The sequence below is a fragment of the Candidatus Bipolaricaulota bacterium genome (assembly GCA_021159055.1).
Classification (GTDB): domain Bacteria; phylum Bipolaricaulota; class Bipolaricaulia; order UBA7950; family UBA9294; genus S016-54.
The window spans coordinates 1-25746 of record JAGGSO010000013.1 but is presented as its reverse complement, the minus strand read 5'-3'; the positions used below and the strand labels follow the sequence as shown (position 1 = coordinate 25746).

General features: G+C 64.8%; 26 protein-coding genes, 1 other RNA gene and 1 pseudogene. 19 read left to right on the top strand and 9 right to left on the bottom strand.

Features of this window, described 5'->3' with window-relative positions:
• Positions 1-6 precede the first annotated feature (6 nt).
• From J7J55_00790 to J7J55_00765, 6 genes are all read right to left on the bottom strand, one after another.
• Complete coding sequence (locus J7J55_00790; protein ID MCD6141251.1) at positions 7-1443, bottom strand: UDP-N-acetylmuramoyl-L-alanyl-D-glutamate--2,6-diaminopimelate ligase; 1437 nt, start codon at positions 1441-1443, stop codon at positions 7-9.
• On the bottom strand, positions 1436-1963 hold the full coding sequence (locus tag J7J55_00785; GenBank protein MCD6141250.1) for a class I SAM-dependent methyltransferase: 528 nt from the start codon (positions 1961-1963) through the stop codon (positions 1436-1438). Before J7J55_00785 ends, J7J55_00790 begins: the two co-directional genes overlap by 8 nt.
• On the bottom strand, positions 1964-2419 hold the full coding sequence (locus tag J7J55_00780) for a hypothetical protein (protein ID MCD6141249.1): 456 nt from the start codon (positions 2417-2419) through the stop codon (positions 1964-1966).
• An 11-nt stretch (positions 2420-2430) separates the two neighbouring features.
• Entirely contained in the window at positions 2431-4317 is a 1887-nt protein-coding gene (gene gyrB / locus J7J55_00775; protein ID MCD6141248.1) for a DNA topoisomerase (ATP-hydrolyzing) subunit B, read from the bottom strand.
• 267 nt (positions 4318-4584) lie between these two features.
• Positions 4585-5463, bottom strand: a complete 879-nt coding sequence (locus J7J55_00770) for an alpha/beta hydrolase (protein ID MCD6141247.1) — start codon at positions 5461-5463, stop codon at positions 4585-4587.
• Between the two features lie 228 nt (positions 5464-5691).
• On the bottom strand, positions 5692-5994 hold the full coding sequence (locus J7J55_00765) for an MGMT family protein (GenBank protein ID MCD6141246.1): 303 nt from the start codon (positions 5992-5994) through the stop codon (positions 5692-5694).
• A 165-nt stretch (positions 5995-6159) separates the two neighbouring features.
• Between J7J55_00765 and J7J55_00760 the strand changes: the two genes are divergently transcribed.
• From J7J55_00760 to J7J55_00700, 13 genes and pseudogenes are all read left to right on the top strand, one after another.
• Positions 6160-6861 carry a hypothetical protein gene (locus tag J7J55_00760; protein ID MCD6141245.1) on the top strand — a complete coding sequence of 234 codons (702 nt, stop codon included), beginning with the start codon at positions 6160-6162 and terminating at the stop codon, positions 6859-6861.
• Positions 6762-7283: pseudogene (locus J7J55_00755) on the top strand (TPM domain-containing protein). The gene J7J55_00760 and the pseudogene J7J55_00755 overlap by 100 nt, the downstream one beginning before the upstream one ends.
• A 242-nt stretch (positions 7284-7525) precedes the next feature.
• Positions 7526-7865, top strand: an RNA gene (rnpB, locus tag J7J55_00750) — RNase P RNA component class A.
• 14 nt (positions 7866-7879) lie between these two features.
• Positions 7880-8287, top strand: a complete 408-nt coding sequence (locus J7J55_00745; protein MCD6141244.1) for a VanZ family protein — start codon at positions 7880-7882, stop codon at positions 8285-8287.
• A 3-nt stretch (positions 8288-8290) separates the two neighbouring features.
• On the top strand, positions 8291-8980 hold the full coding sequence (locus J7J55_00740) for a zinc metallopeptidase (GenBank protein ID MCD6141243.1): 690 nt from the start codon (positions 8291-8293) through the stop codon (positions 8978-8980).
• Positions 8977-9618 (top strand): ribulose-phosphate 3-epimerase, encoded by a 642-nt coding sequence (gene rpe / locus J7J55_00735; GenBank protein MCD6141242.1) that lies wholly within the window; start codon positions 8977-8979, stop codon positions 9616-9618. Before J7J55_00740 ends, rpe begins: the two co-directional genes overlap by 4 nt.
• 4 nt (positions 9619-9622) lie before the next feature.
• Positions 9623-10756 carry a bifunctional diaminohydroxyphosphoribosylaminopyrimidine deaminase/5-amino-6-(5-phosphoribosylamino)uracil reductase RibD gene (gene ribD, locus J7J55_00730; protein MCD6141241.1) on the top strand — a complete coding sequence of 378 codons (1134 nt, stop codon included), beginning with the start codon at positions 9623-9625 and terminating at the stop codon, positions 10754-10756.
• A 46-nt stretch (positions 10757-10802) separates the two neighbouring features.
• Entirely contained in the window at positions 10803-12095 is a 1293-nt protein-coding gene (locus J7J55_00725; GenBank protein MCD6141240.1) for an adenylosuccinate lyase, read from the top strand.
• A gap of 1 nt (position 12096) precedes the next feature.
• Positions 12097-12747: a glycerol-3-phosphate 1-O-acyltransferase PlsY gene (gene plsY, locus J7J55_00720; GenBank protein ID MCD6141239.1), complete on the top strand. Its 651-nt coding sequence runs from the start codon at positions 12097-12099 to the stop codon at positions 12745-12747.
• Between the two features lie 74 nt (positions 12748-12821).
• Positions 12822-14654, top strand: coding sequence for an ATP-dependent zinc metalloprotease FtsH (gene ftsH / locus J7J55_00715; GenBank protein ID MCD6141238.1), 1833 nt, complete (start codon positions 12822-12824; stop codon positions 14652-14654).
• Positions 14651-15802: a 1-deoxy-D-xylulose-5-phosphate reductoisomerase gene (locus J7J55_00710; GenBank protein ID MCD6141237.1), complete on the top strand. Its 1152-nt coding sequence runs from the start codon at positions 14651-14653 to the stop codon at positions 15800-15802. The genes ftsH and J7J55_00710 overlap by 4 nt, the downstream gene beginning before the upstream one ends.
• 65 nt (positions 15803-15867) lie before the next feature.
• On the top strand, positions 15868-16167 hold the full coding sequence (locus tag J7J55_00705; protein ID MCD6141236.1) for a metal-sulfur cluster assembly factor: 300 nt from the start codon (positions 15868-15870) through the stop codon (positions 16165-16167).
• Between the two features lies 1 nt (position 16168).
• Positions 16169-16771, top strand: a complete 603-nt coding sequence (locus J7J55_00700; GenBank protein MCD6141235.1) for a hypothetical protein — start codon at positions 16169-16171, stop codon at positions 16769-16771.
• Here the strand turns inward: J7J55_00700 and murJ are convergent.
• The 3 genes from murJ to rplI form a co-directional block, all read right to left on the bottom strand.
• Positions 16749-18239 carry a murein biosynthesis integral membrane protein MurJ gene (gene murJ / locus J7J55_00695; GenBank protein MCD6141234.1) on the bottom strand — a complete coding sequence of 497 codons (1491 nt, stop codon included), beginning with the start codon at positions 18237-18239 and terminating at the stop codon, positions 16749-16751. The genes J7J55_00700 and murJ overlap by 23 nt on opposite strands.
• A 232-nt stretch (positions 18240-18471) precedes the next feature.
• On the bottom strand, positions 18472-20172 hold the full coding sequence (locus J7J55_00690; GenBank protein MCD6141233.1) for a phosphodiester glycosidase family protein: 1701 nt from the start codon (positions 20170-20172) through the stop codon (positions 18472-18474).
• 5 nt (positions 20173-20177) lie between these two features.
• Positions 20178-20651, bottom strand: a complete 474-nt coding sequence (gene rplI, locus J7J55_00685; protein MCD6141232.1) for a 50S ribosomal protein L9 — start codon at positions 20649-20651, stop codon at positions 20178-20180.
• A gap of 169 nt (positions 20652-20820) precedes the next feature.
• Here rplI and folP point away from each other — a divergent pair, with 169 nt between their 5' ends.
• The 6 genes from folP to J7J55_00655 all read left to right on the top strand — a co-directional run.
• Positions 20821-21606, top strand: coding sequence for a dihydropteroate synthase (gene folP / locus J7J55_00680; protein ID MCD6141231.1), 786 nt, complete (start codon positions 20821-20823; stop codon positions 21604-21606).
• A complete protein-coding gene (locus J7J55_00675) occupies positions 21596-22057 on the top strand; it encodes a DUF177 domain-containing protein (protein ID MCD6141230.1) in 462 nt (153 codons plus the stop codon). The genes folP and J7J55_00675 overlap by 11 nt, the downstream gene beginning before the upstream one ends.
• The gene (gene ruvC / locus J7J55_00670) at positions 22054-22560 is read left to right on the top strand and encodes a crossover junction endodeoxyribonuclease RuvC (protein ID MCD6141229.1); all 507 of its coding nucleotides are present in this window, start codon (positions 22054-22056) and stop codon (positions 22558-22560) included. The genes J7J55_00675 and ruvC overlap by 4 nt, the downstream gene beginning before the upstream one ends.
• Positions 22547-25282: a DNA polymerase I gene (polA, locus tag J7J55_00665; GenBank protein MCD6141228.1), complete on the top strand. Its 2736-nt coding sequence runs from the start codon at positions 22547-22549 to the stop codon at positions 25280-25282. The genes ruvC and polA overlap by 14 nt, the downstream gene beginning before the upstream one ends.
• Positions 25283-25290: 8 nt before the next feature.
• Positions 25291-25506, top strand: coding sequence for a hypothetical protein (locus J7J55_00660; GenBank protein MCD6141227.1), 216 nt, complete (start codon positions 25291-25293; stop codon positions 25504-25506).
• Positions 25487-25746, top strand: a 260-nt coding sequence (locus J7J55_00655) for a YbjQ family protein (GenBank protein ID MCD6141226.1), incomplete at its 3' end; no start/stop codon positions are given. The genes J7J55_00660 and J7J55_00655, both read left to right, overlap by 20 nt.

Here is a 25746-nt window from a genome sequence, read left to right as displayed (position 1 = left end):
GAGAGGCTACTCAGCCAACCCCTCGTCCCGGAGAAAACCGGCATCGCTGTAGGGGACGAACTTGTGGCCGACGATCTGATACGGCTCGTGCCCCTTCCCGGCCAGGAGGACGACGTCTCCCGCTCCGGAGATCTCGATCGCCCGCCGGATCGCGTCCCTGCGGTCGACGATCCGGGTGTACCTCCCGTTGGTGTTTTTGATCCCGGCCTCGATCTCGTCGATGATCCGAGCCGGGGGCTCGTCCTTCGGGTTATCGGTGGTGAGGATCGTGAAGTCAGCGAGCTCCCCGCTGATCTTACCCATGATCGGGCGCTTCGCCCGGTCGCTCGCGCCGCCGCAGCCGAAGACGCAGATCACGCGGCGGTAGCGGGGGCGAAGGAACCGGAGTGTCCGGGCCAGCGAGTCGGGGGAATGGGCGAAGTCGACGATCACAGTCGCCCCGGTCACGGCGCGGAGCGTCTGGTGCCTCCCTGGCACCGCGGGGGCGGTCCGGAGCGCTTCCCCTATCTCCGCGAGCTCGAGCCCCTTGGCGAGCCCGACTCCGGCGGCGGCAAGGGCGTTGTACACGTTGTACTCGGCCGGGAGACGGAGCTCGATTCGGACCTCGCTCCCCTGCGCTACCAGGGTGAACGCGGTCCGATCGCGGTGATACTCGATTTCGATCGCCCGCAGGTCGGCGGCACGGTGGATCGCGTAGGTGAGGACGCGCCCTTGGGTGGCGGCGATAAACCGGGGCGCGGCCGGGTCGTCGCGGTTGACGATCGCGGCGGCGCCCGGCTTCAGGCCCTGGAACAGGCGGAGCTTCGCCGCCAGGTAGGAGTCCCAATCGGGATGGAAGTCGAGGTGGTCGTGGGTGAGATTGGTGAATACCGCGGCGTCGAAGTCGACCCCGTCGGTCCGGTGGAGGGCGAGCCCGGCGGACGACGCCTCGATCACCAGGTTCTCCCTTCCGGAATCGAGCGCCGCGCGCGCGAACCGCTGGATGAACGGGGACTCCGGCGTGGTCACCGCGTGTATCCCTCGCTCCTCCAGCGCCACCGTGCTCAGAAGTGCGGTCCTCCCTTCCCCGAGGAGGTGGGCGGAGAGGTGGCAGACGGTCGTCTTCCCGTTTGTCCCAGTCACCCCGACGGTGAACAGCTCCCGCGTCGGGTCGCCGTAGAATGCAGCGGCGAGTTGGGCGAGGGCGATGCGGGAGTCGGGGACGACGAGCTGCGGGACCGAGGCCTCCACCCGGCGCTCGCCGACGACCGCGATGGCGCCACGGGCGACGGCGTCCGGGATGTAGTCATGTCCGTCGGCGACGAACCCGGGGATCGCGACGAAGATCTCCCCCGGCCGGACGCGGCGGGAGTCCTGGGCAATCCCGACGACCTCGATCCTCTCCCACTCCGGCACGGGCGCGATCTCGAGGGCACGAGCGAGGGAGGAAAGCCGCCTAGACATCTGAGACCCCCATCCGATAGAGGTAGAGGGGGTACCCATCCTTTGCCCTTCCCACTTCCACCGGGGCGAAGTCGTACAGGGGGTGGTAGTAGGAGACGATCCGCGCCCCTGTCCGCAGCTCGCGGGAGAGCTTGCGCGTCAGCTTCTGGTTCGCCTTCCCGGAGAGGAACAGGACGACGACGTCCGCGGCGGATAAATCGAACTGGTACATGTCACCCCAGGTGATCCGTGCCCGGTCGCTCAACCCGGCGAGGCGGATCCACGTTTTCCCCCACAGCGCGCGGAACGGGTCGATCTCCACCCCGCGGGCGTAGGCGTTGTATTCCCGCGCTGCCGCCACCACGATCCTCCCGTCCCCGCAGCCGAGATCGACCACGGTCTCGCCCGGCTTCACTCCGGCAAGGGACAGGATCAACTGAACCGTGGTGCGATCGGTCGGCTGCCACAGGGCGTCGAGGGAGAGGTTCCACCAGATGAAGCCAAGGGTGATCGCACCGAGCGCGATCCCGAGGTAGACCATCTAGAAGTTGAGCGCGAGGCCGGCTTCGTACAGGGGGCCGTAGTTGATTCCGTATGCAGTGAACCGGACGATGTAGCGGAGATCGGCGAACGCGAAGAGCGGACCGAACAATGCCACCTTCGTCCCGGCCTCCCCCTCCACCGTGAGCGCGCTCCCGCCGACCTTGGTGATCGCTGCTCCGATCCCCACTCCGACGAACGGATCGATAAACTCAATCGGCTGGTGGACGAACAAGAGGCCGCCGATCAGCATCAGCCCCGCGACGTCGATCGTGGAGAACCCGAGCTCGGCCCTGAATCCAAACGATTCCCCGAGCGTCATGTCCGAAGTTACGTTGAACAGGATCAACCCGGTCGGATCGAGTCCCACCCCGACCCCGAGCGATGCCGGGAAGGCGGAAAAAGAAGCGATCACCAACAGTGCCCCGACGATCCCAGCAATCTCGTATCTTCGCATTGTTCCCCCTATTAGATATCGAGCGTTGTGATCTTGTCGCTGTTCTCCCGGATGAAGTCCCGTCGCTGTTCCACGTCGCTTCCCATCAGGGTGGAGAAGATCTCGTCCGCCTCGAGGGCGTCGCGGATCTCCACCCGCTTCAGGATCCGCTTTTCCGGGTTCATCGTCGTCTCCCACAGCTCGCGCGGGTTCATCTCTCCCAGCCCCTTGAACCGCTTCATGGTGAACTTCCCGTCGTGATTGGCCCGGAACTCCTCCAACTCCTCGTCCGAATAGAGATAGAGGGTCTTCTTCCCGTCCTTCACCTGGTAGAGGGGCGGCTGGGCGATGTACACGTAGCCGTTCTCGATCAGGGCGCGCAGGTAGCGGTAGAAGAAGGTGAGGAGCAGGGTGCGGATGTGCGCCCCGTCCACGTCGGCGTCGGCCATCAGGATCAGCTTGTGGTAGCGGAGCTTGTTGATGTCGAACTCCTCCCGGATCCCGGTCCCGAGGGCGGTGATGATCGAGCGGAGCTCCTTGTTGTCGAGGAGCTTGGCGAGCCGCGCCTTCTCCACGTTCAGGACCTTCCCCCGCAGTGGGAGGATCGCCTGGAACGTCCGGTCGCGCCCCTGCTTGGCGCTCCCGCCGGCCGAATCCCCCTCCACGATGAACAGCTCGCTCTTCTCCGGGTCGGTGCTCGAGCAGTCGGAGAGCTTCCCCGGGAGGGTGGTGGCGGCGAGCGCTCCTTTGCGTCGCACCATCTTCCGCGCCTTTGCCGCTGCGGCCCGCGCCCGGGAGGCGGTGATCGACTTCTCGATGATCGCCCGTGCCACCTTGGGCTGCTTCTTGAAGTAGAGGGTCAGCTCCTCCTGCAGGATCCCGGCGACGATGCTCGCCACCTCAGGATTTCCCAGCTTGGTCTTGGTCTGTCCCTCGAACTCCGGGTTTGGAATCTTCACCGAGATGATCGCCACCAACCCCTCGCGGATGTCGTCACCCCGCAGGTTGGGGTCGTTCTTGCGCAGGATCCTCTTCTCCCGGCCGTAGTCGTTCAGGAACTTGGTCAGGGCGGTCTTGAACCCGGTCAGGTGGGTCCCGCCGTCGACCGTGTTGATGTTGTTGGCGAACGCGAATATCGACTCGTCGTAGCTGTCGGTGAACTGCATCGCGATCTCGACATCGATCCCGTTCTCCGCTCCGTGGACGTAGATCGGTTTGGGATGGAGCGGCTCCTTGTTCGCCGCCAGCTCCTTGACGAAGGAAACGATTCCTCCCTTCGCCTGGTAGCGGCGCGTCACTCCAGCCGCCTCGTTGGTGAGGACGATGAGGAGCCCGCCGTTTAAGTAGGAGAGCTCCTTCAAGCGGTGGGAGAGCTTGGAGAAGTTGTAGTGGATCTCCCCGAAGATCTCGGAATCGGGGAGGAAGGTGATCGTCGTCCCGGTATCGTCCGCCTCTCCCACGACTTCGAGCTCGGTCAGCTTCTGCCCGCGGGAGAACTCCTGGCGGTAGAGCTTACCGTTCCGGCGCACCTCGACGCGCATGTACTCGGACAGGGCATTGACCACCGATACCCCGACCCCGTGCAGCCCTCCGCTCACCCGGTAGCTCTTGTTGTCGAACTTTCCTCCGGCATGGAGGGTTGTCATCACGAGTTCGACGGCGTTGATCCCGGCCTCCTTGTGGATTCCAACCGGCATCCCACGCCCGTTGTCCCACACAGTGACCGAGTTGTCCGGATGGACGATCACGTGGATCTCCGTGCAGTACCCGGCGAGCGCCTCGTCGATCGAGTTATCGACGATCTCCTCGATCAGGTGCATCAACCCGGCCTGGCCGGTGCTCCCGATGTACATCCCGGGACGGACGCGCACCGCCTCTAAATCTTCTAATACCTTGATCTGATCGGCTTCGTATACCATAGCACCACCCGACGAAATTTTACCAAAATCCTAATAGGATTTCAAAAATCCTGCATTTTAACCCCGATGTTATTTTGTCCTTTGCAGGCGGTGGTAGGAAAAGGAAATCGGTTACTCCGCGACCAGAAGTTAGAATCAGTGATTCCAGTCTCAGCGATCGCACTCTACAACATGGCACGGACATCGGTCTACGGGCCGATGGTGATGGCCGCAATTGCGGCATTCCTCGTTCTGTGGACCGGGATGTTTCCGTGCCCGCCCCGGTAGTTAGCGGAGCCAGCGGTCGAAGAAAGAGGCGATCAGCTCCGAGATCTCTTGACGACTCGGATCGATCTTTCCGCCGGTCGGCTTGAACCCGTGCCCAGCGTTTTTCACCACCACAAGCTCTGCCGGAACGCCAGCGGCTTGCAGGTGATCGTACAGGCTCTGTGACTGCGACAGCGGGACGACAGGGTCTTTGTCCCCGTGCAGGATGAGAAACGGCGGATCATCGGACGAAGCCCAGGTGACCGGGCTCGCCTGAGCGAAGATCGGATCGGTCGCGTCGGACGCCCCGAACACCGACATCGCCTTCTTCGAGCCGATGAACTCGAACAAAGAGAAGTCGGCCGGGCCGAACATATCGACCACCGCCTGCACCCGGCTCGAGGCCTCCCAGGGGCAGTCGCCGGAAAATGCGTCGTTGTCCGCCGTTCCGAGGAGGGCGACGAGGTGCCCGCCCGCGCTTCCGCCGTAGGCGCCGATGCGATCCGGATCGATCCTGAGCTCGTCGGCGTGGACACGGAGGTAGCGTACAGCGCACTTAACATCTTCGATCTGGGCGGGGAACTTGTAGGCCGGGGCGAGGCGATAGTCGATCGCGGCGACAACGTAGCCGTGAGCGAGGAGGGTTGGAACGTCGCGCATCCCCGCCCCGCCGCGCTTCGACCCGCTTGTCCAACCACCGCCGTGGACGTAGATCACAACTGGATACGGAGAACCCCCGGTCTGCGGGTAGTAGAGATCCATCGTTAAGTCGACACCGGCCACCGTGCAATAGGTAACATCCTTGACGATCCTTTCTGCGCTCCAAGGTTTTCCCACGGCGCTCAGGCCGACCAGAACAAAGACCAGGAATGCAATTATCGCCTTCATCACTCCGCGCATATCAGCCTCCTAGACTTATCTTCGCTCTAGTCTACTTCAGTGGCAACTGGCGACTGAATCCGCTGCCAGGGTATAAGCCATCCGCTGAAGACCTTCAACAGTCCACGATCGTCCGGACTGAGCCGCGAAGATTACGACCGGTGTGTGCACCGTTGTACCTCCTTTTCTTGAGTGAACCGGGTGTGTATGACCGCATGATGGAGGAAGAGCGGATGGGTTGCGGGCTGGCTAGCCTCCATCCCACCCAAACCTTCGCAGGTCGATCCTCCCTGCCGCGTCGAACTCGATCCCCTCCCCTTCGAGGAGCCGCCGCTGGCGTTCACCCATGCGTACTTCGCCCTGCGCGCTCACCACCCGGTGCCACGGGACAGGGGGGTGAACGTTCGTCCTTCCCAGGGCGGCGAGGGCCCAGCCCACGGTGCGGGCCGGACATGGAGGATCAAGGCTCATTCCGATCTGCCCGTAGGTAGCGACCTTGCCCAGCGGGATTTGCCGCACCACCGCATAGATCTCATCGTACAATCGACTCATGTCGTTCCCTCATGTTTTTCCATGCAATCGATCGAGCGTGTATTTCTTCTATCACCGTTTTCATCGCCTCTTACAACCCACGCGGCTATAGTAGTGCGATGAAACCGGGTTGCACAAGCCGGGGTCTCCTTTTATAGTCGGGAAAACCATGACGTGGGAGATGGAGTGACCGGAGAGATCGAACGGCTGCTCGCACTGCAGGAGAAGGATCAGGAATGCACTGCAATCGCGGTGCAGATCGAGCATTTGCGGAGGCAGCTCGCTCGGATCGAAAAGCGCCGCGAGGAGGAACGAGCCCGAGTTGAGGGGATGCGTCAGGCCCTGGCGGAGCTCGAGCGGGAGTCGCGCCAGCGCAACCTGGAGGTCGATGAGCTCGACATGCAGATCCATGCCTACCAGAAGGAGCTGGACGAAGGGATCATCAGCTACAAGGAAATGGAGGCGCTGCGGGAGAAGATCGTTATCCAGCGGGAGCGAATGAGCAAGCTGGAGGACGAGGCCCTCGCCCTGATGGATCGGATTGTGGAGGAAAAGGAAAACCTCGCCCGGGCAGAGGAGGAGCTGACCGCCCGGCTCTCCGCCCTGGACGAGGAAGAGGAGGCCCTCAACGCCCGGATCACTGCGACGGAGGAGTCCCTCGCCGCGGCGCGGGCGGCGCGGGCCGAACTCGCCGCCGGAGTCTCTCCCTCCATCCTCGCTCGCTACGAGAACCTGCGGCGCAGCTTCCCCGACCCGGTCGTCCCGGTGGTGAACGGAATCTGCACCGGATGCAAGCTGCGGGTGAGCGGGCACACGGTCGAGCGGGCGCGCAACACGGACGAGATCGTGACGTGCGAGAATTGTTCGCGCATCCTCTACGTCCGCTGAGGGCGATCCTTTCCCTTCTCATCGTCGTTTTATTCGCTGAAGCGGTCGCGTTTCCCCTTCCCCGCCCGATCGGGAACCTGTCCGATTACGGGAACGTCCTCGATCGCCACGGCCGCGACGCCCTGAATTCCCTCATCGCCGATGCTAAGGCGCGCTATGGGATCGATGTATACATCCTGGCGAGCTGGGACGATCCGTTCCACGACCTCGATCGCTACGCCGTCGCCATCCTCGACGCATGGGGGATAGCTGCGGGGAATACTCTTCTCGCTGTGTTCGTCAAGACCGGACGAGATTGGGACGCCCGCGTCCTTGCCGGGACGGCGCTCGCCGCTGCCCATCCCGGGCTCGCTAGTTACGTGCAGGAGGGAATCTCCGACCTCGTCGCCCATCGGAGGATCAGGGAGGCGATGGAGGCGATCTTTCCCGCCCTCGCCCGCGGGCTCGGAGGCACAGGAGGAGCGCCGCAGGGAAACGGGGGCGGAGCAGGGCGGGTCCTGCTCGTAATCCTCGTCCTCGCCCTGCTGGGAGGGGCGGCGTTCATCGCCCATCGTCGCATCTGCCCGCGCTGCGGTCATATCCTGCGCGTGCGGCGGACGCGCACCCTGTACGGTGAGGATGTGGTATACTATTGTCCGCACTGTCATTACACGCGCACGAAGCGGGAGAGGGCCAGGGGACCGCGGAGGTGAACCCTCCGAGGAAAGTCCGGACTCCACAGGGCAGGTCACTGGGGAAATCCCAGCGGGGGCAACCTCGGGAAAGTGCCACAGAGAACAGACCGCCGATGGCCCACGGCCGCTGGCCGTCGGGCACAGGCAAGGGTGAAACGGTGGGGTAAGAGCCCACCAGCGGTCCGGGCGACCGGGCCGGCTCGGCAAACCCTGACCGGAGCAAGGCCAAGTAGGAAGGCGCTTGAGGGCTGCCCGCCCGAGCCTTCGGGTAGGCCGCAACAGATGAATGGTCCCCCGCGACAGAATCCGGCTTACAGGCCCTCTCCCATTTCATCGGAGGAACGATGAACAGGAAGTTGTTCTGGCGCACAGTTCTGATCGCCTACGCCGGGGCGATCTTCTACCTCTCCTCGCTCCCGCTCACAAACGGCGGCCCGCTCCTCCCGATCCCGGGAGGGGATAAGATTCTCCACTGCGGGGAGTTCTTCCTGTTCGGGTTGTTGGCCGCGGCGGGCTCGTTCGGGAAAAGACCGATCCTCGCTGCCTTCGTCCTGACCGCGGTCTACGCCGGAAGCGACGAGTTGCATCAACTGTTCGTTCCGGCCCGCGACGCCTCGATCGCCGACTGGGGAGCGGACATCGCCGGGGGGATCATCGCAGCGGGAACGGCGTTTCTGTTCCTGCGCCGGACCTTGTCCGGTGTTCACCGTCGATTTATACTTAACGGGCGGAATTCGGATAAGGGGGAATGAAAGATGTACTTGTGGGGGCTTCCTTTCTTCATGGGGCCGAGCATCTTGATTCTGTTGCCCGCACTCATCCTAGCACTCTATGCCCAGTACAAGGTGCGCTCCACCTACGCGCGCTATGCGCGGGTGCAGACCGCGTCTGGAATCACTGCTGCTCAGGCGGCGCAGCGGATTCTGGCGGCGTCCGGGATCTCCGACGTCGAGATCCAGGGGATCCGCGGTGCTCTGTCCGACCATTACGACCCACGGCACAGGGTCCTCCGCCTGTCCGAGCCCAATTCCCAGTCCGTGGCAGCGGTCGGGGTGGCGGCGCACGAAGCCGGCCACGCGATCCAGCACGCCCGTGGTTACAAGCCCCTCGCGCTGCGCAGCGCGATCGTCCCAGTGGCCAACCTCGGCTCCCAACTTGCGTTTCCCCTGTTCTTCCTCGGGCTGATCTTCCGGTACGAACCGTTCATGACGATCGGAATCCTCGCGTTCTCTGTCGCAGTCCTGTTCACTCTGGTGACGCTGCCGGTCGAGTTCGATGCCTCGCGCCGGGCGATCGCCGCCCTGCGGGACGGGTACCTGGTGAGCGAAGAGGAGCTCGGCGAGGTGAAAGAGGTCCTGTTTGCTGCCGCTCTCACCTACGTCGCCGCTGCGGCCATGGCTGCGCTCCAGCTCCTGATGCTCCTCTCGGTGAGCAGGCGGAGATGAAGCTCTCCCCATCCCTTCTGTCGGCTGACTTCGGGAACCTGCGGGCCGAGGCGCGGGAGGTCGAGCCGCTCGCCGACTACTTCCACATCGACGTAATGGACGGGCACTTCGTCGACAACCTGACGATCGGGCCGCCGGTGGTGAACTCACTGCGCCGCGGACTGGAGAAGCCGTTCGACATCCATCTGATGATCGACTATCCGATCCACTACGCACCCCGGTTCGAGGTCACCCCGGCCGATATGATCACATTCCACTTCGAATCGAAGGACGAGCCGTTCCGGACGATCGAGGAGATCCGGAGGCTCGGGTGCAAGGTCGGGATCTCGCTTCGACCGATTACCCCGATCACCGCGGTCTTCCCCTACCTCGACCTCGTCGACCTCGTCCTGGTGATGAGCGTCGAACCCGGATTCGGGGGGCAGAAGTTCATGCCGGAAGCGGTGGATCGGATTGAGAAGCTGAGGGCGGAGATCGGGGAACGGCCGGTTACGATCTCGGTAGACGGCGGGATCAACGCGACCAACGTCGGCAAGGTAGTCAATGCCGGGGCGGAGCTGATCGTCGCTGGATCGGCGATCTTCGGGAAACCGGATCGAATCGCCGCCATGCGCGCCCTGATCGCAGCAGCGAGCTGACCCCATGAACCCAACAAACCCCACGAACTCGGTCGATGAGCGCTACATGCGCCTCGCACTTGAGCTCGCCCGGCGGGGTGAGGGATACACCAATCCGAACCCGATCGTCGGCGCGGTGGTGGTAAAGGATGGAGAGATCATCGGCCGGGGCTGGCATAAACGGTTCGGCGGGCCGCACGCCGAGGTCTTCGCCCTGGAGGAAGCGGGGGAGGAGGCGGCTGGCGCGACGATCTACGTCACCCTCGAACCGTGCTCCCACTACGGGAAGACTCCACCGTGTGCCGATCGGATCATCGCGGCCGGCATCTCCCGCGGCGTCGTCGCCCGCCGCGGTCCGAACCCGCTCGTGAGCGGTCGGGGGATAGATAAACTTCGCGCCGCCGGGATCGAAGTGACGGAAGGGGTGCTCAAACAGGAAGCGCAGCGCGCGAACGAGATCTTCTTCAAGTTCATCACCACCAGGATCCCGTTCGTTCTCCTCAAGCTCGCCGAGAGCATCGACGGGAAGATCGCGACCCGGACCGGCGATTCAAAGTGGATCACCGGGAAGGAGGCGCGGACCGAGGTCCATCGCCTCCGCCGAAGGTTCGCCGCCGTCCTCGTCGGAGCAACCACCGCGATCCGCGACGATCCGCTCCTCACCGTCCGTCACGTCAAGGGCCCGAATCCCGTGCGGATCGTACTCGACGGTGCTGGTCGGATCCCGCTTGATCTGAGGATGTTCCATCAGGAGGGAAGGACGATCGTCGCCACCGCAGCGATGCCGGAGGAGAAGGAGGAGCGGCTTCGCGCTCAGGCAGTCGAGGTCTGGCGCCTGCCCGGAGCTGAGGGGAAGGTCGACCTACGAAGGCTCCTGGGGCGGCTCGGGGAGGAGAACCTCGACTCCCTTCTGGTCGAAGGGGGGAGTGAGACCGCAGCTGCGTTCCTGGAGGCGCGGCTGGTGGACAAAGTCGCGCTATTCATCGCCCCGATCATCATCGGCGGCCGCAACGCGGTCACGGCGGTCGGAGGGAGCGGAGTCGAGCGAGTCACCGCTGCGCTCAGGCTCAAGGACGTTGTGATCGCGCGGTTCGGGGACGATCTGCTTGTAAGCGGCTACCCGGCCGGACTTTCTCCGGACGCGGGCGGGGGAGTATGATTAGCATAGGCGGGAGGTACATCCGCCGGAGGATGCGGATTCGAAGATGATCGAACGATATAGCCTGTCACCGATGCGGGAGCTGTGGACGCTGGAAGCGCAGTACGTCCGCTGGCTCGAGGTCGAGCTCGCCGCGCTCGCGGCGCTGGAGGCGCATGGCGATGTCCCGGCGGGGACGTACGCTGCGGTGCGGGACAGGGTGCACGTGAATCCCGACCGGATCGCCGCGATCGAGGCGGAGATCCATCACGATCTGCTCGCGTTCATTCGCTCGCTCGAGGAGCAGGCCGGCCCGCCGGGACGATTCATCCATCAGGGGCTCACCTCATCCGACGTCAAGGACACGGCCCTGTCCCTGCAGATGCGGGACGGGCTCGACATCATCCTCAACGAGGCGACCGGGCTGAAGGAGCTGCTCCTCGAGAAGGCGGTCGAGTACCAAGAATTGGTCATCATCGGCCGGACGCACGGGATGCACGCTGAGCCGACGACCCTGGGGCTGAAGTTCGGGAACTGGGCGGCGGAGATCGCCCGCGATCTCGTGCGGTTGCAAGCTGCACAAGCGACGATCAGCGTGGGGAAGCTCTCCGGCCCGGTCGGGACCTATTCGCAGATCTCGCCGGAGGTGGAGAAGCGCGCGCTTGAGAAACTCGGCCTGCGCCCCGCGCCGGTGGCGAGTCAGATCCTCCAGCGCGATCGCCACGCCGAGGTCCTGTCCGCGCTTGCGATCACCGGAGCGAGCCTGGAGAAGATCGCGCTGGAGATAAGGCACCTCTCCCGCACCGAGGTGGGCGAGGTGGAGGAGCCGCAGCCGGAGGGGTCATCATCCATGCCGCACAAGCGCAATCCGATCACCGCCGAGCGGATCTGCGGTCTGGCCCGGATCCTGCGTGGGAACCTGCAGGCAGCGCTGGAGAACATCGCCCTGTGGCACGAGCGGGACATGTCCCACTCGTCGGTCGAGCGGGTGGTGATCCCGGACTCGTTCCTCCTCGTTCACTACATGCTGGTGAAGACGACAAAACTGGTTGCCGGGCTCGTCGTGCATCGCGACCGGATTGCGGCGAACCTCCACCTCACCCGCGGGGCGATCCACTCCCAGGCCGTCCTCCTGGAGCTGGTGAAGGCGGGGATGCCGCGCCGTGCTGCGCATGAGGCGGTGAAGCGGGCGGCGGAACGCGCGGTGCGCGAGGATGCCGATTTCTTCGCCGCACTCCGCGCGGACCCCCAGGTTGCTCCCATCCTTGCCGACGCGAAGCTCGACGAGGACGCGCTGCTCGCCCGGCTGCGGAAGATGAGTTCGCGGATGATCGAGAACCTGAGAAAGGAGATCGGTTGATATGAGTCTTATCGGCCTTATTCTGATCGCGTATCTGATCGGAGCGATCCCCACCGCGCTCATCGCGGGAAAGCTGATCAAGGGGATCGACATCCGGAAGGTCGGAAGCGGAAACGTGGGTGCGACGAACACGTGGCGCGCCCTGGGATGGAAGGCCGGGGTGGCGGTGCTAGTGATCGACCTAGGGAAGGGACTGATCGCCGCAACGCTCATTCCCCGGATCCCGCTCGGCCCTCTCCCCCTCGGGGCGCCGGAAACGGCTGTCCTGTGCGGCCTGGCTGCGGTCATCGGGCACGTGTTTCCGGTCTACATCGGATTCCGCGGGGGAAAAGGGGTTGCCACCACGACCGGGATGCTGATCGGGGTCGCACCGCTCCCGCTCGGGATCGCCGCCGGGGTGTTCGCGCTCGCACTCGTACTCACCGGCCGGGTGTCGGTCGGCTCGCTCCTCGGCGCAGTCAGCGTCCCGATCGCGATCGGGCTGTTCAATCACTATGGGATCGGGACCTATCCTCCGCTCCTTCTCGGGCTCACCTCCGGGTTGGCCGCGTTCATCTTGTTCACCCACCGGAGCAATATCTCCCGCCTTCTCCGCGGGGAGGAACGCCCGCTGATAAAGCCGCTCTTGAGCCGGAAGTCCGACAGGCGCTGATCACGGAAATCCTTACGCAGTAGCAGGTTTGACCGGAGAAGGCCGCGATGCTACAATTCGGATGAGGAAAAATTATGGAAAGAGACCCGCTTAAAGAACTTAGAAATCGGAATTTGCGGAACGTCGCGGTAATCGCGGTGATCGTGATCCTGGGACTGATTTTGCTTCAGTCCTGGTTCGGGGGGAGCCGCACCAAGAACGAGATCGACTACACCACGTTCCGCGCATTTGTGGAGAGCGATCAGATCAGCTCGATCGTGATCAAGGACGACCGCGGGACGGCGCAGACGGTGAGCGGGGGGACGGTGATCGTCGATCTCCCGAGCGACCCGAGCCTGTACGAGCCGCTCTTGTTGGAGCATAACGTCAGGATTCAGTACGAGCCGTCGTCGCAGAATAGCATCCTCCTGTCGCTTCTGATCTCTGTCCTCCCGATCATCCTCCTGATCGGGGTGTGGATATACATCATGCGCCGCACTCAGGGGGGCGGGGCAATGAGCTTCGGCCAGTCGAAGGCGAAGCTGGTCCAGCCGTACGCGACCCAGGTCACATTCGCCGACGTCGCCGGGATCGACGAGGTCAAGGAGGAAGTGGAGGAGGTAGTCGAGTATCTGAAGGATCCGAAGCGGTTCGCCCGGCTGGGGGCGGAGATCCCGAAGGGGATCCTCCTCGTCGGAGCACCGGGTACCGGGAAGACCCTCCTTGCCAAGGCGATCGCCGGCGAGGCGCACGTCCCGTTCTTCTCGATCAGCGGATCGGACTTCGTCGAGATGTTCGTCGGAGTCGGAGCGGCGCGGGTGCGGGACATGTTCGCCAAGGCGAAGGCGTCCGCTCCGTGCATCATCTTCATCGACGAGATCGACGCCGTCGGGCGCAAGCGCGGTGCCGGACTCGGCGGCGGGCACGACGAGCGTGAGCAGACCCTGAACCAGCTCCTCGCCGAGATGGACGGATTCCAGCCGAACAAGGGGATCATCATCCTCGCGGCGACTAACCGGCCCGACGTCCTCGATCCGGCGCTCCTGCGCCCGGGGCGGTTCGACCGGCGGATCACCACCCCGCGCCCCGATCTGAAGGGGAGGGAGGAGATCATCAAGCTCCATCTTCGCAACAAGAAGATTGGTCCGGACGTCGATCCCTCGATCCTCGCCCGCCGCACCCCGGGGTTCGTCGGCGCGGACCTGAAGAACCTGTGCAACGAGGCGGCGCTGCTCGCCGCACGCAGCAACAAGGACCAGGTCGATATGTCCGACTTCGAGGAGGCGATCGACCGGGTGATCGCCGGAGTGAAGCGGAAGGGGATCGTCCTCACCGAAGAGGTACGGGAGCGGATCGCCTACCACGAGTCCGGCCACGCCCTCCTTGGCCGCCTTCTTCCCAAGGCCGATCCGGTACACCGGATCTCGATCATCCCCCGCGGGGACGGATCGCTCGGGTTCACCCTGCAGCTTCCGCTTGAGGACAAGTACATCGTCTCCGAGGAGGAGCTCGAGGACAAGCTCATCACCCTGTTCGGCGGCCGGGCGGCGGAGGAGATCGTGTTCAACGAGCTCACCACCGGGGCGTACGACGACCTGAAGAAGGCGACCCAGCTCGCCAAGCGGATGGTGGTCGAGTACGGGATGAGCGACAAGCTCGGCCCGATCAGCCTGGCGCGCGAGCACGTCAACGTCTTCCTCGGCGAGGAGATCGTGAAGAGCGACGAGCACTCCGAGGAGCTCTCCTCCCTCGTCGACTCCGAGATCCGCTCGTTGATCACCCGGACCTACGAGAAAGCGAAGCAGCTCCTGTCCGAGCACCGATCCGTCCTCGACCGGCTGGCACACGCCCTGCTGGAGAAGGAGGTCCTCGCCGGCAAGGAGCTCGATGAGCTCTTCTCGACCCTCGTTCCGTCCCCTGCCGCCTGATGCGCGTCGTCATCCTCGGGGCGACCGGCTCGATCGGCACGCAGACGATCGACGTGATCTCCCGCCTCAACCGCGCCGGGTACGAGTTTGAACTCGTCGGCCTCGGGGCGGGACACAACATCGAACTCCTCGCAACCCAGATCGAGGCCTTCCGTCCGCAAGTCGTCTCAGTGGCAGAGGAAGAGGGGAAGAGGAGGCTTGCCCACAGGTTCCCCGACTTAAAGGTCATGGCCGGCGCGGACGGGCTGGTCGGCCTCGCCCGCCTCGATGGGGTCGATCTCGTGGTGAACGCCCTCGTCGGGGCGATCGGCCTTCGCCCGACCCTGGCCGCGCTCGAGCGGGGGCGGACCGTCGCCTTGGCCAACAAGGAGAGCCTGGTGATCGGGGGCGAGCTGGTGAAAGCCGCCCTCGCCGCCCACGGCGGCAGGATCGTCCCGATTGACTCCGAGCACAGCGCCCTCCTGCAAGCCCTTTCTGCTGGGAGACGGGACGAGGTGCGGCGGTTGATCATCACCGCCTCGGGCGGGCCGTTCCTGCGCACGCCGCTCCCCGAACTTGATACGGTCCGGCCGGAGGACGCCCTGCGTCATCCCAACTGGAGCATGGGGGCACGGATCACGATCGACTCGGCGACGATGGTGAACAAGGCGTTCGAGGTGATCGAGGCGCATTATCTGTTCGCGATCCCCTACGAGCGGATCGAACCGGTGATCCACCCGAGCTCGGTGGTCCACTCCCTCGTCGAGTACCGCGACGGATCGGTGATCGCCCAGCTCGCGGCGCCGGACATGCGGATCCCGATCCAGTACGCCCTTGTCTATCCCGATCGACCGGACACCGGACTCCCCCGGCTCGACCTGGCCACTGTGGGGACCCTCGCGTTCGAACCGCTCGATCCTGAGCGCTACCCGGCCTTTGAAGCCGTGCTCTCCGCGGCGCGGCGCGGCGGAACCGCTCCCGCAGTGGCCAATGCTGCTGACGAGGTCTTGGTTCACCGGTTTCTCGCCGGGGAGATCCCGTTCACCGGGATCGCGCGCGGGATCGCGGCTGCGCTCGCCGCGTGGCAGGACGATTCCCCCCTCTCTCTGGAAGGGATCCGCGCCGCCGACGCCTGGGCGCGAGGGTTTGCGCAGGAGTTCGCGATCTGATCTCTTCCGGTTTTGACCCGATCTTTTCCGCCCCGTATAATCTCGCCAAACTGAAGGAGGAACTGATGAACATCACGACGGAACAGGTACGATCCGCCCTCACCGATGTGATCGATCCCGAGCTTGGATTGAACGTCGTCGATCTTGGCTTAATCTACAACATCGGGATTGAGGGGAACAAGATTTCCATCGACATGACACTCACCACCCCGGGCTGCCCCCTTGCGGGGATGCTCGCCGGGAGCGTGGAACAGGCCCTGCGCGATGCGTTCCCAGAGGCGGACGTGGAGGTGAGCATCGTGTGGGATCCACCGTGGAGCCCGGAGATGATCTCGGAGGAGGCTCGATCACAGCTCGGTTTCTAGAATGGCGCAAATCTGCGTATCGTGCGGTAAACGCCGGGGGACGCGTCATTGTCCGGCCCTCGGTGGGTACATCTGCTCCCGGTGCTGCGGGGAGAAGCGGGTCGTGGAAATCGACTGTCCGGAGACGTGTCCATACCTGAAGCGGCACGAGGCGTTCCAGCGGGAGAAGCACGCCGCCCGCTACCGCAAGGTGTGGACCGAGGTGAATGCCGACATCGCCCAGGATCGCGATACCCTTCAGCACGTCTTCTTTCTCGAACGAATGCTTCTTGCTGTCTCGGCCCGCGTTCCCGGGATTACTGACGAGCAAGTCGCGACCAGCCTCTCCGACCTGAGGGCGCGCCTGAGTCCGATCGAGCTCATCGCCCAGCCGGGTACCCCGTTGGGAAGGCCGCTGTGGGAAGGGATCTCCCAGTTGATCGAGGAGGGGAAGATCGACCGCGAGCGGATGCGCGCGGCAGTCGATCGGATAGCACGTGTCCTGGAGCGGATGCGCGATCCGAGTTCACCGCGGGCGTTCCTCACCGGGCTTGCCGGATTTGTCCCTCCGTCTGAGTGGCAAAACGAACCGCGCCTGATCATCACTCCGTCTGACCTCGACTGACTAGCCTGAGCAGGCCCGTGACCCGAGCGTAGCCGATGTAGATCGCCACCCCGGCGAGTATCGCCCCGAACGTTTCCGCTCCCAGCGGGAGCGTCCTCATTCCCGCCTTTACCCCGATCACTCCTGCGTAGAGGATTCCGCATCCGATCACGATCTTTCCCAATGCCGCCCAATCGAACTCGATCCTCCGGGCAAGGGCCGTCCCGAGGATTGCAGCGTTGACGATCCCGGAGATCGCAGTCGCCAAGGCGAGGCCACGCGCTCCGAGCGGGCCGACGAGGAGCAGGTCGAACGCCACGTTCGCCGCCACCGCCCCGGTCGAGGCGAGGAGGGGGATCCCGGTTCGTCCCAACGCGTAGAACGCCCGGGTGAACGCGTACACGAGCCCGTAGGGGAGGATCCCGATGATGTAGAAGTAGAGGATCTGTGTGGTGCGGAGCGTGTCCCCGGGGGTGAAGCTTCCGTGCTGGAACAGGAGTGCGATCACCTCGTGCCCGACCGCATACAGGCCGACCATCGCCGGAAGGAGGAGGAACATTCCGCCCTCGATCCCCTGGCGGAGCTGGGACGCGAATTCGTGATCGTCGCCGCGGGCGACGGCACGGGATAACCGGGGGAGGAGGGCGGTGGCGATGCTCACCGCGAACATCCCGAGGGGGAGCTGAAACAGGCGCATCGCGTACTGGAGAGAGGATATCGCCCCGGTCCCGAGGTAGGAGGCGAGCTTGTTATCGACGAGCAGGTTCACCTGGGTCACGGCCAGGCCGAGCACTGCCGGGGCCATCAGCCGCCCCATCTGTCGCACCCCGGGGTGGAGCGGAAGCAGGGTAAACCGGAACCGGAATCCAATCCGGATCAGCGCTGGGACCTGAAACAGGAGCTGGCCTGCTCCCCCGACGAGGGCTCCGACCGCCAACCCCAGTATCGGCGGGGAGAACCGGGGCGCGAGGAGGGCTCCCCCGATCATCCCCAGGTTGAACATCACCGGGGCGGCCGCGGCCGGAAAGAAGCGGTGGTGCGCGTTTAAGATCCCCATGAATACCGCGGCGAATCCGACGAGGGCGATGAACGGAAACAGGACCTGTGCGAGGTGGATCGAAAGGCGCAGCTTATCAGGGGGAAACCCGGTCGCGAGGAACGGGAGGTAGTACGGGGCGAGGAGGACCCCGGCGGCGACGACCCCGGGGAACAGGACGAGGAGGAGGGAGAGGACGTTGCTTGCCAACCGATCCGCATCCCGGTCGGTGACAAGGGCGTCGGTGTAGGCCGGGATGAACGCGGTGGAGAGCGCCCCCTCGGCGAGAAGCCGGCGGAGGAAGTGGGGGAGGAAGAACGCGATCAGAAACGCGTCGTACGCCGCCCCTGCTCCGAACCGATCGGCGATCGTCATGTCGCGGAACAGCCCGAACACGCGCGAGATCCCGGTCGCCAAGGCGAGGAGGATGACATCGCGCGCCAAGCGCTTCATAAACGGCCTCCACCGGTTACCCCGCAGCTTGTGGGAGAGAGTAAAGCAGATATTCGTCTGCGGCGAATCAGTTTGTTGTTCGTAGTTTTTGTGGGGATAAACTCCTCAACGTCGGAGGCAAGCTCCGCCACTACGGGAAAAAGCTCTACATGAAGTCGCAGCATGAGGAACCAACTCCGGTTAGATCTCCGGCTCCTGCTTTTCAATGCCCCGCAGTTTGCTGCGAGGGGCCTTACTTGTTCTCACGCGGGATGAGGAGGAGCCCCACCGCCACCTTCCCCCCGCTTCCGACCTCACGATAGGTACCTCTATCCTTGAACACGAGCGAGCTCGAATGCCCGCCGTCGAATGCGATCGCATCCCGCACCGGGATCGAGAGCCCATGCAGGATCGTGAGCAGGTCCTGGAAGTTCGCTCCCACGCTCGCAGCCCCCTTTGTAACCACGAGGAGGATCAGTCCCCCGAGCTGATCGACTGCGAGAACGCTGCGGGCGGCGCGCCCGCTGACAAGATAGGAGCCGGGCGAGAACCCCTCCGCTTGTGGGTTGAGGGCATCCTTCCCGGCGGAGATCAGGAGCGGGCCGGCACTCACCGCGTCGGTGATGAGGGGGTCGCCCTGATCGAGGGTGTACTCCAGGCTTGCCTCGTCCCCGACCGCGATGGGGGCGAGCCGCGTCCTCCCGGTCCCGGTCCCGACGATGACCACCGCAGTCGGATCGGCCGCGATGTACGGGGCGGTGTACGCCGACACGACCCGGTCGTTTTTGATCTTCACTACCCGGAACGTCTCCCCTCCGATCCCGGTGCGCATCGGCCCGGCGTAGCCAGGGGTGAACGCGACCACCCCGTCGGCCGTGATCGGGCGGTTGACGTCGTCGACCGCGATCTTCCCTGCTTGGGTGCGGAGGTAGATGCTCACCTGCGGGTTGAAGAATGTGAGTCGACCGAACAGATCGATCCCCAGGGCGGCGCGGCGCTTGTAGTTCGAGCTGAGGATCACCCCGTTCACGATCAGCAGCCCGACCGGGTCGTTCGTCGCCGTGTCGTAGAAATTGGCGTTGATCGCCGCTGTCGCCCCACCCGCCCGAGCGAGATCGGCGAGGTCGGCGAGGGTCCCCACCCCGGTTTCCGGAATCGCCGGGGCGAGTTTAAAGTGGGAGGCCCAATCCTCGATGTACAGGTACCTGATCTCGACCGGCCCTGCCCCGAGGTCGGTCGTGATCTCGTGATAGGTGATCCAAGGCGAGATCTCCGCTTGGGACTCGCTCCGCGCCCGGTGGTCGAACGACAGGGTAACCGAGTAGAACCCGGGCGCGGTGAACCGCTTCGTCGCTGGGACCGATCCCGGGGTCGTCTCCACCGTGAGGACGGCCGTCCCGAGCCTCCCGGGAGCGAGGGATACCCGCCGGACCGGCCCGCCGGTCACGGACACGTCGAGGGGGGCGATCCCGAGTTCGACGTGGTGGAAAGTGACGACGAACCTCCCCGCCGCGGAGGTCATTCGGTACGGGGAGAACGCGGAGAACCGCACCGTGACGTGGTGCGAATCCCAATCGAGCGAGTCGAGCCGGACCGGGGTGGTCTCCACGTACACGTCGTCCCCGATCGCATGCACCTCGGCCCCCACGAGCTCGGCCAGGCGGGAAAGCGGGATGTAGTATACCCCGTCCTCGATCGGGAACGCGTCGCGCGGGAACGACTCCTCCCCGGCGGGAGAGCGGATCGTCAGCTCATCTGCACCCGTCGCCGTCTCCGCACCGAGAAGCAGTCCGAACTCCCGCAGGGGGACGAGGAGCTCCTCCCCGCGGGCGATCGGCGGATGATCCAGCGCCACTCCCTCCCCGTTCAGGTGCAGCTGGACCGCCCCCTGCACGGCGAGGGAGACGAGGAAGAGGAGGAATGCGACTCCGCCGAGGACCGCCCCGCCCCTCATCCGGGCTAGGCCCCCTCCGCGTCCTCCTTGTCGACGCGGACGCGCAGATCGACGTTGATGTCCTTGTACAGGTTGATCGTCACCGTGTGCGGGCCGATCGTCTCGATCGGGCGCTCGAGCTTCACGCGGGAGACCTCGATCTCCTCCCCCAGCTCCTCCTTGATGCGGGCGACGATGTCCTCGGCCCGGACCGAGCCGTACAGCCGGTCGTCATCGTGCGCCTTCCGCACGAAGACCAACGTCTTGTCGGCAAGCGCATCCCGCAGCCGGATCGCCTTCTCTTCCCGCGCCTCGAGCTCGGCCTGATGGGCCGCCTTTGCCTTGGCGTAGCGGGCGATATTGTGCGGAGTCGGCTCGACCGCAAGCCTTTTTGGGAACAGGTAGTTGCGTGCGTACCCGTCGGCGACCTCCACCACGTCGCCCACGTGCCCCAGCGATTCGATTGTCGTCGTTAGAAGTACCTTAGCTATTGGAATCACCCCTCTTTGTCTTCATCCCTGCATTTTAGTTTCCCCGCTTCCTAAGGTCAAACATTCGATGAGATCGACGTGCTTCCTTTCTCCCTGCTCTGTGCTATACTTGCACCGGAAAGGGGTGAAGGAGATGCGGCTCGATGATTGGATGCGCAACCGCGACCGGGTCCTGGTGATGGGGGTCCTGAACGTCACTCCGGATTCGTTCTTCGATGGGGGACAGCACATGACCACAAAGGCCGCAGTCAACCACGCCCTGGAGATGATCCGCGACGGGGCGGACATCGTCGATGTCGGGGGTGAATCGAGCCGCCCGGGAGCCGCCCCGGTCCCGGCCGAGGTGGAGCTCTCCCGCGTTGTCCCCGTGATCACCGGGATCAGGGAGAGCTCCGACGTCCTGATCTCGGTCGACACCACGAAATCACGGGTTGCCCGTGCCGCGCTCGCCGCTGGTGCGGATATCGTCAACGACATCAGCGCCCTGCGGTTCGACCCGGAGATGGGACCGCTCATCGCCGAGGCCGGTGCCGGCGTCGTTTTGATGCACATGCAGGGAACCCCGCGCACGATGCAGGAAAACCCGACCTACTCCGACCCGGTGGAAGAGATCAAGGAGTTCTTCTCCGCCCGGATGGAGGCGGCGGTCCGGGCCGGGATCCCGGAAGAGCGGATCATCCTCGATCCCGGAATCGGATTCGGAAAGAGATTGGAACACAACCTCGCGATCCTGCGGGGGATCGGATCGTTTTTGGAACTGGGGGCTCCGGTCCTGATCGGTCTTTCGCGCAAGTCGTTCCTCGGTGAGCTCCTCGGCCTCCCGCCCGCGGAGCGGCTGGTCGGGACGGTCGCCGCAAACGCGGTCGCAGTCAGGAACGGAGCCGATATCATCCGTGTCCACGACGTAAAGGAGGGGAGGCAGACGGCGGACGTGGCCCGCCGCCTGCGCGAAGATGCGACTTGAACTTGCCGATTTTCTCGCCCACCCGGGGAAACACATCCCGTTCACCATCGACCTCGACGCCGCCCGTGCCTCGGAGCGGCTCGCCGGGGGACGGTTCGTGGAAGACATCCACGTGGAGGGGGAGGCGTTTGTCCAGCTCTCCACCCTGTACCTGCAGATCAGGATCCACGCCGTGGTCGAGCAGCCGTGCTCGCGCTGCCTCACTCCGGTGGAGGAGGTGCTCGACCTCGATGAGGCGTTCGCGCTTCCGATCGCCGCCACCGACACGAGCACCGACCTTCTCCCTCAGGTGATCGCGTTCATCCGGAACGCGCTCAATCCCCATCCGCTGTGCCGACCCGACTGCAAGGGGCTGTGTCCGGTGTGCGGGGTGAACCTGAACGAACATCCGGATCACGTCTGCACCAAAGCGGACGAGGGGAAGATGCGGTTGGGGGACTTCCTGAAATGAGCGACGGACCGATCGCCCTTGGCCTCGATCCCGGGCTCGCCACCACCGGCTACGGGCTGGTCCGCCTCGCCCCGCGCGGGTGGGAGGTGGTCGCTGGGGGGACGATCGAGACCGAGGCCGGGCTCCCGCGCACCGAGCGGCTCGTCGAGATCTACCGCGAGGTGCGTGCTCTGATCGAGACCTACAACCCGATCGGGGTGGCGATCGAGGAGATCTACCTCGCCCGCAACGCGCGTACCGCAATGGGGACAGCGGAGACGCGGGGGGTGATCCTCCTCGCCGCCCACGGGACCCCGGTGCGCGGCTACACCCCGCTCCAGGTGAAGAAGCGGATCACCGGGTACGGGAAGGCGAACAAGGCCCAGGTGCAGGCAACGGTCCGCCAGCTCCTCGGGCTCGCCGAGCTCCCCAAGCCGGACGATATGGCCGACGGGCTCGCCCTCGCCCTGTGCTACCTCCTCGACATCTCCGGGGTAAGACGGGAGGAACATGCCTACCTATAAGGAGATTCTGCACCTTCCGTCCGATCCGGAACGATCCCGGATCCTCCTGTTCGACGGGCACTCCCTCGCCTACCGCGCGTTCTACGGGATCCCGGAGCTCACCACCCGCGACGGCCGGCCGGTGAACGCGATCTATGGTTTCCTGCGCGTCCTGCTGAAGACGATGCGTGAGTTCCCCTCCGCCTACGCCGGGGTGGCATTCGACGCCGGTGGGGAGACCTACCGCCACCGCCTCCTCCCCGCGTACAAGGCGACGCGGGTGGAGATCCCGGACGAGCTCGCGGTGCAGCTCACCCCGCTTGGGGAGCTCCTGGACGCACTTGGGATCCCGGTGATCGCCCGCGAGGGGGTGGAGGCGGACGACCTCCTCGGCGCGATTGCCCGCCGCGCCGCGGACAAGGGCTTGACCGTGCTGATCACCAGCTCGGACAAGGACCTCGCCCAGCTCGTGGGCGATCATATCTTCCTCATCCGCCCGGCCGGCCGCCGCCCGACCGGGGAGATCGAGCTGTTCGATGCGGGAAAGGTCATCGAGAAGTACGGGGTCCCACCGGCCCGGATCGTCGACTACCTCGCCCTGATCGGGGATTCGTCGGACAACATCCCCGGGGTTCCCGGTGTCGGGCCGAAGACAGCGGCCAAGCTCCTGCAGGAGTTCGGAGACCTCGATTCCGTGTTGAAAAACGCCGATAAGGTACGGAACGCCCGCGTGCGGAAGGCGCTGCAGGCCCACGCCGCGGACGCCGTGCTGGCGCGGGATCTCGTGGCGCTCAAGCTGGAGACCGAGGTGGGCGAGGTCCCCGATGACTACGCCCTGCGCGGGATCGACGTCGACCGACTGCGGACGATTCTCTCCGACCTGGAGTTTCATTCCATCCTGAACGAACTCGACCTCGGGAGCGTTGCTCCGACCGCTCCGCCGCCGGGGAAGGAGGCGGAGTACCGCGCGGTCCTCACCGAGGCGGAATTGGATGCCCTCGCACAAGAATTGGCCGGGGTGGATGAGTTCTCCCTCGACCTTGAGACGACGAGCCGCGATCCGATGCGGGCGCGGATCGTGGGGATCGCGATTTCCCCCCGTCCGTACGTCGGCTACTACATCCCGGTCGGGCACGATTATCTCGGCGCTCCGGCCCAGCTTTCGCTCGCGCACGTCCTCGACCGCCTCCGCCCGCTGATCGAGGGCGAAGCCCCCAGGATCATCGGCCAGAACCTGAAGTACGACATCATCGTCCTCCACCGCGCCGGGGTCTCCCCCCGCGGGGTGAGCTTCGACGCAATGATCGCGTCGCATCTCGCCCGGCCGGAGGAGCGCCACCACAACCTGGAGGAGATCGCGCGCCACTATCTGAACTACGAGATGCTCTCCTACAAGGAGCTCGCCGGGAAGGAGGGGAAGATCGAGCAGGTTCCGGTCGAGCAGGCGGTGTTCTACGCCGCCGAGGACGCGGAGATCGTCTACCGGGTGAAGCGGCCGCTGGAGGAAGCGATGGAGAAGGCCGGAGCGACCAAGCTCTTCCGCGAGGTGGAGGTCCCGCTCATATCCGTGCTCGCGCGAATGGAACAGAACGGGATCCTCGTCGATCGGGAGGTCCTCGCCGCCCAGGGGAGGGAGATCAGGGCGAAGCTCGCGATCATCGAGCGCGACCTGTACGAGATCGCCGGGGAGGAGTTCAACCCCAACTCCCCCAAGCAGGTGGCCGCGGTCCTGTTCGACCACCTCGGCCTCCCAGTGATCGAGAAGACGAAGACCGGCCCGTCCACGAGCGCCCGCGTCCTCGCCGAACTGGCGGCGCAACACCCCCTTCCGGGCAAACTGATCGAGTACCGCGAGCTGGAGAAGCTTCTCTCCACCTACATCGACCGCCTCCCCGCCGCGATCAACCCCGAGACCGGGCGGATCCACACCTCGTTCCATCAGACCTCGACCGCCACCGGAAGGCTGTCTTCGTCCGACCCCAACCTGCAGAACATCCCGACCCGGACCGAGATCGGGGAGCGGATCCGCCGCGCGTTCGTCGCCCCGGACGGGTCGCTCCTCATCGGGGCCGACTACTCCCAGATCGAGCTCCGCCTCCTCGCCCACTTCTCCGGCGATCCCGCCCTGATCGAGGCGTTCAAACAAGGGAAGGACCTGCACCGCATGACCGCAAGCCGGATCTTCGCTATTCCAGAGGATGCGGTGACCGAGAAGCTGCGCGACGCGGCCAAGCGGATCAACTTCGGGATCATCTACGGGATCAGCCCGTTCGGCCTGGCGCGCGAGCTCGGGATCTCCCGCGGGGAGGCAAAGGACTACATCGACCGATTCTTCGCCGCCTACCCACGGGCAAAGGAGTTCATCGACGAGCTGATCGCCCGTGCGACGGAACGCGGCTACGCCGAGACGATCCTCGGGCGCCGTCGTCCCCTTCCGCACCTGAAGTCGAACAACGTCCCCCGCCGCAACTTCGATAAGCGCAACGCGGTGAACACCCCGATCCAGGGGAGCGCCGCCGATCTGATCAAGCTCGCCATGCTCAAGCTCGACCGATTGATCGAGGCCGGGAAACTCAAAGCGAAGATGCTCCTCCAGATACACGATGAGCTCATCTTCGAGGCGCGGGAGGAGGACGTCCCGCAGGCGAGCGAGCTGATCAAGCAGGAGATGGAAGGGGTGATGGAGCTCCGCGTCCCGCTCACCTGCAAGGTGAAGTCGGGACACAACTGGGCGGAGATATAGGAGGTAGGATGCTGAAGCTCGGGTACTTCCTGATGATCATCGCCGGGAGCCTCCTCGGCGGGTACATCGCGTACCAGGTCATCCGGCTGATCGTGCTCGCCCCGGGGATCGGGATCTTCTTCAAGGTCGTGATCCTGATCGGGATAGCCGGGTTGGTCCTCATCCTGATCGGGCTGATTCGGGAGAGAAGAAAGGAGGAGAAGGATGCTGCTGGTGACGACTGAGACGGTGGAAGGGAGAAAGATCGAGGAGACGCTGGGCCTGGTGCGGGGGAACACGATCCGCGCCCGCAACCTCGGGCGGGATATCATGGCCGGGTTGCGGAACGTCGTTGGCGGGGAGATCAAGGACTACACCGTCATGCTCTCCCAGGCGCGCGACCAGGCGCTCGCGCGGATGGTTAAGGAGGCGGAGAAGCTGGGGGCGAACGCCGTCGTCGGGGTTAGGTTCACCACCTCGCAGAC

Bases quoted from the DNA above. Each gene is read 5' to 3' on its own strand.
- plsY (MCD6141239.1), top strand. From the start codon at position 12,097: ATGAGTCTTATCGGCCTTATTCTGATCGCGTATCTGATCGGAGCGATC.
- ruvC (MCD6141229.1), top strand. From the start codon at position 22,054: ATGAGCGACGGACCGATCGCCCTTGGCCTCGATCCCGGGCTCGCCACC.
- J7J55_00780 (MCD6141249.1), bottom strand. From the start codon at position 2,419: ATGCGAAGATACGAGATTGCTGGGATCGTCGGGGCACTGTTGGTGATC.
- J7J55_00770 (MCD6141247.1), bottom strand. From the start codon at position 5,463: ATGCGCGGAGTGATGAAGGCGATAATTGCATTCCTGGTCTTTGTTCTG.
- J7J55_00745 (MCD6141244.1), top strand. From the start codon at position 7,880: ATGAACAGGAAGTTGTTCTGGCGCACAGTTCTGATCGCCTACGCCGGG.
- polA (MCD6141228.1), top strand. From the start codon at position 22,547: ATGCCTACCTATAAGGAGATTCTGCACCTTCCGTCCGATCCGGAACGA.
- J7J55_00660 (MCD6141227.1), top strand. From the start codon at position 25,291: ATGCTGAAGCTCGGGTACTTCCTGATGATCATCGCCGGGAGCCTCCTC.
- J7J55_00690 (MCD6141233.1), bottom strand. From the start codon at position 20,172: ATGAGGGGCGGGGCGGTCCTCGGCGGAGTCGCATTCCTCCTCTTCCTC.
- J7J55_00765 (MCD6141246.1), bottom strand. From the start codon at position 5,994: ATGAGTCGATTGTACGATGAGATCTATGCGGTGGTGCGGCAAATCCCG.
- J7J55_00705 (MCD6141236.1), top strand. From the start codon at position 15,868: ATGAACATCACGACGGAACAGGTACGATCCGCCCTCACCGATGTGATC.
- J7J55_00740 (MCD6141243.1), top strand. From the start codon at position 8,291: ATGTACTTGTGGGGGCTTCCTTTCTTCATGGGGCCGAGCATCTTGATT.
- ftsH (MCD6141238.1), top strand. From the start codon at position 12,822: ATGGAAAGAGACCCGCTTAAAGAACTTAGAAATCGGAATTTGCGGAAC.
- rpe (MCD6141242.1), top strand. From the start codon at position 8,977: ATGAAGCTCTCCCCATCCCTTCTGTCGGCTGACTTCGGGAACCTGCGG.
- J7J55_00785 (MCD6141250.1), bottom strand. From the start codon at position 1,963: ATGGTCTACCTCGGGATCGCGCTCGGTGCGATCACCCTTGGCTTCATC.
- folP (MCD6141231.1), top strand. From the start codon at position 20,821: ATGGGGGTCCTGAACGTCACTCCGGATTCGTTCTTCGATGGGGGACAG.
- gyrB (MCD6141248.1), bottom strand. From the start codon at position 4,317: ATGGTATACGAAGCCGATCAGATCAAGGTATTAGAAGATTTAGAGGCG.
- J7J55_00790 (MCD6141251.1), bottom strand. From the start codon at position 1,443: ATGTCTAGGCGGCTTTCCTCCCTCGCTCGTGCCCTCGAGATCGCGCCC.
- murJ (MCD6141234.1), bottom strand. From the start codon at position 18,239: ATGAAGCGCTTGGCGCGCGATGTCATCCTCCTCGCCTTGGCGACCGGG.
- ribD (MCD6141241.1), top strand. From the start codon at position 9,623: ATGAACCCAACAAACCCCACGAACTCGGTCGATGAGCGCTACATGCGC.
- J7J55_00700 (MCD6141235.1), top strand. From the start codon at position 16,169: ATGGCGCAAATCTGCGTATCGTGCGGTAAACGCCGGGGGACGCGTCAT.
- J7J55_00725 (MCD6141240.1), top strand. From the start codon at position 10,803: ATGATCGAACGATATAGCCTGTCACCGATGCGGGAGCTGTGGACGCTG.
- J7J55_00675 (MCD6141230.1), top strand. From the start codon at position 21,596: ATGCGACTTGAACTTGCCGATTTTCTCGCCCACCCGGGGAAACACATC.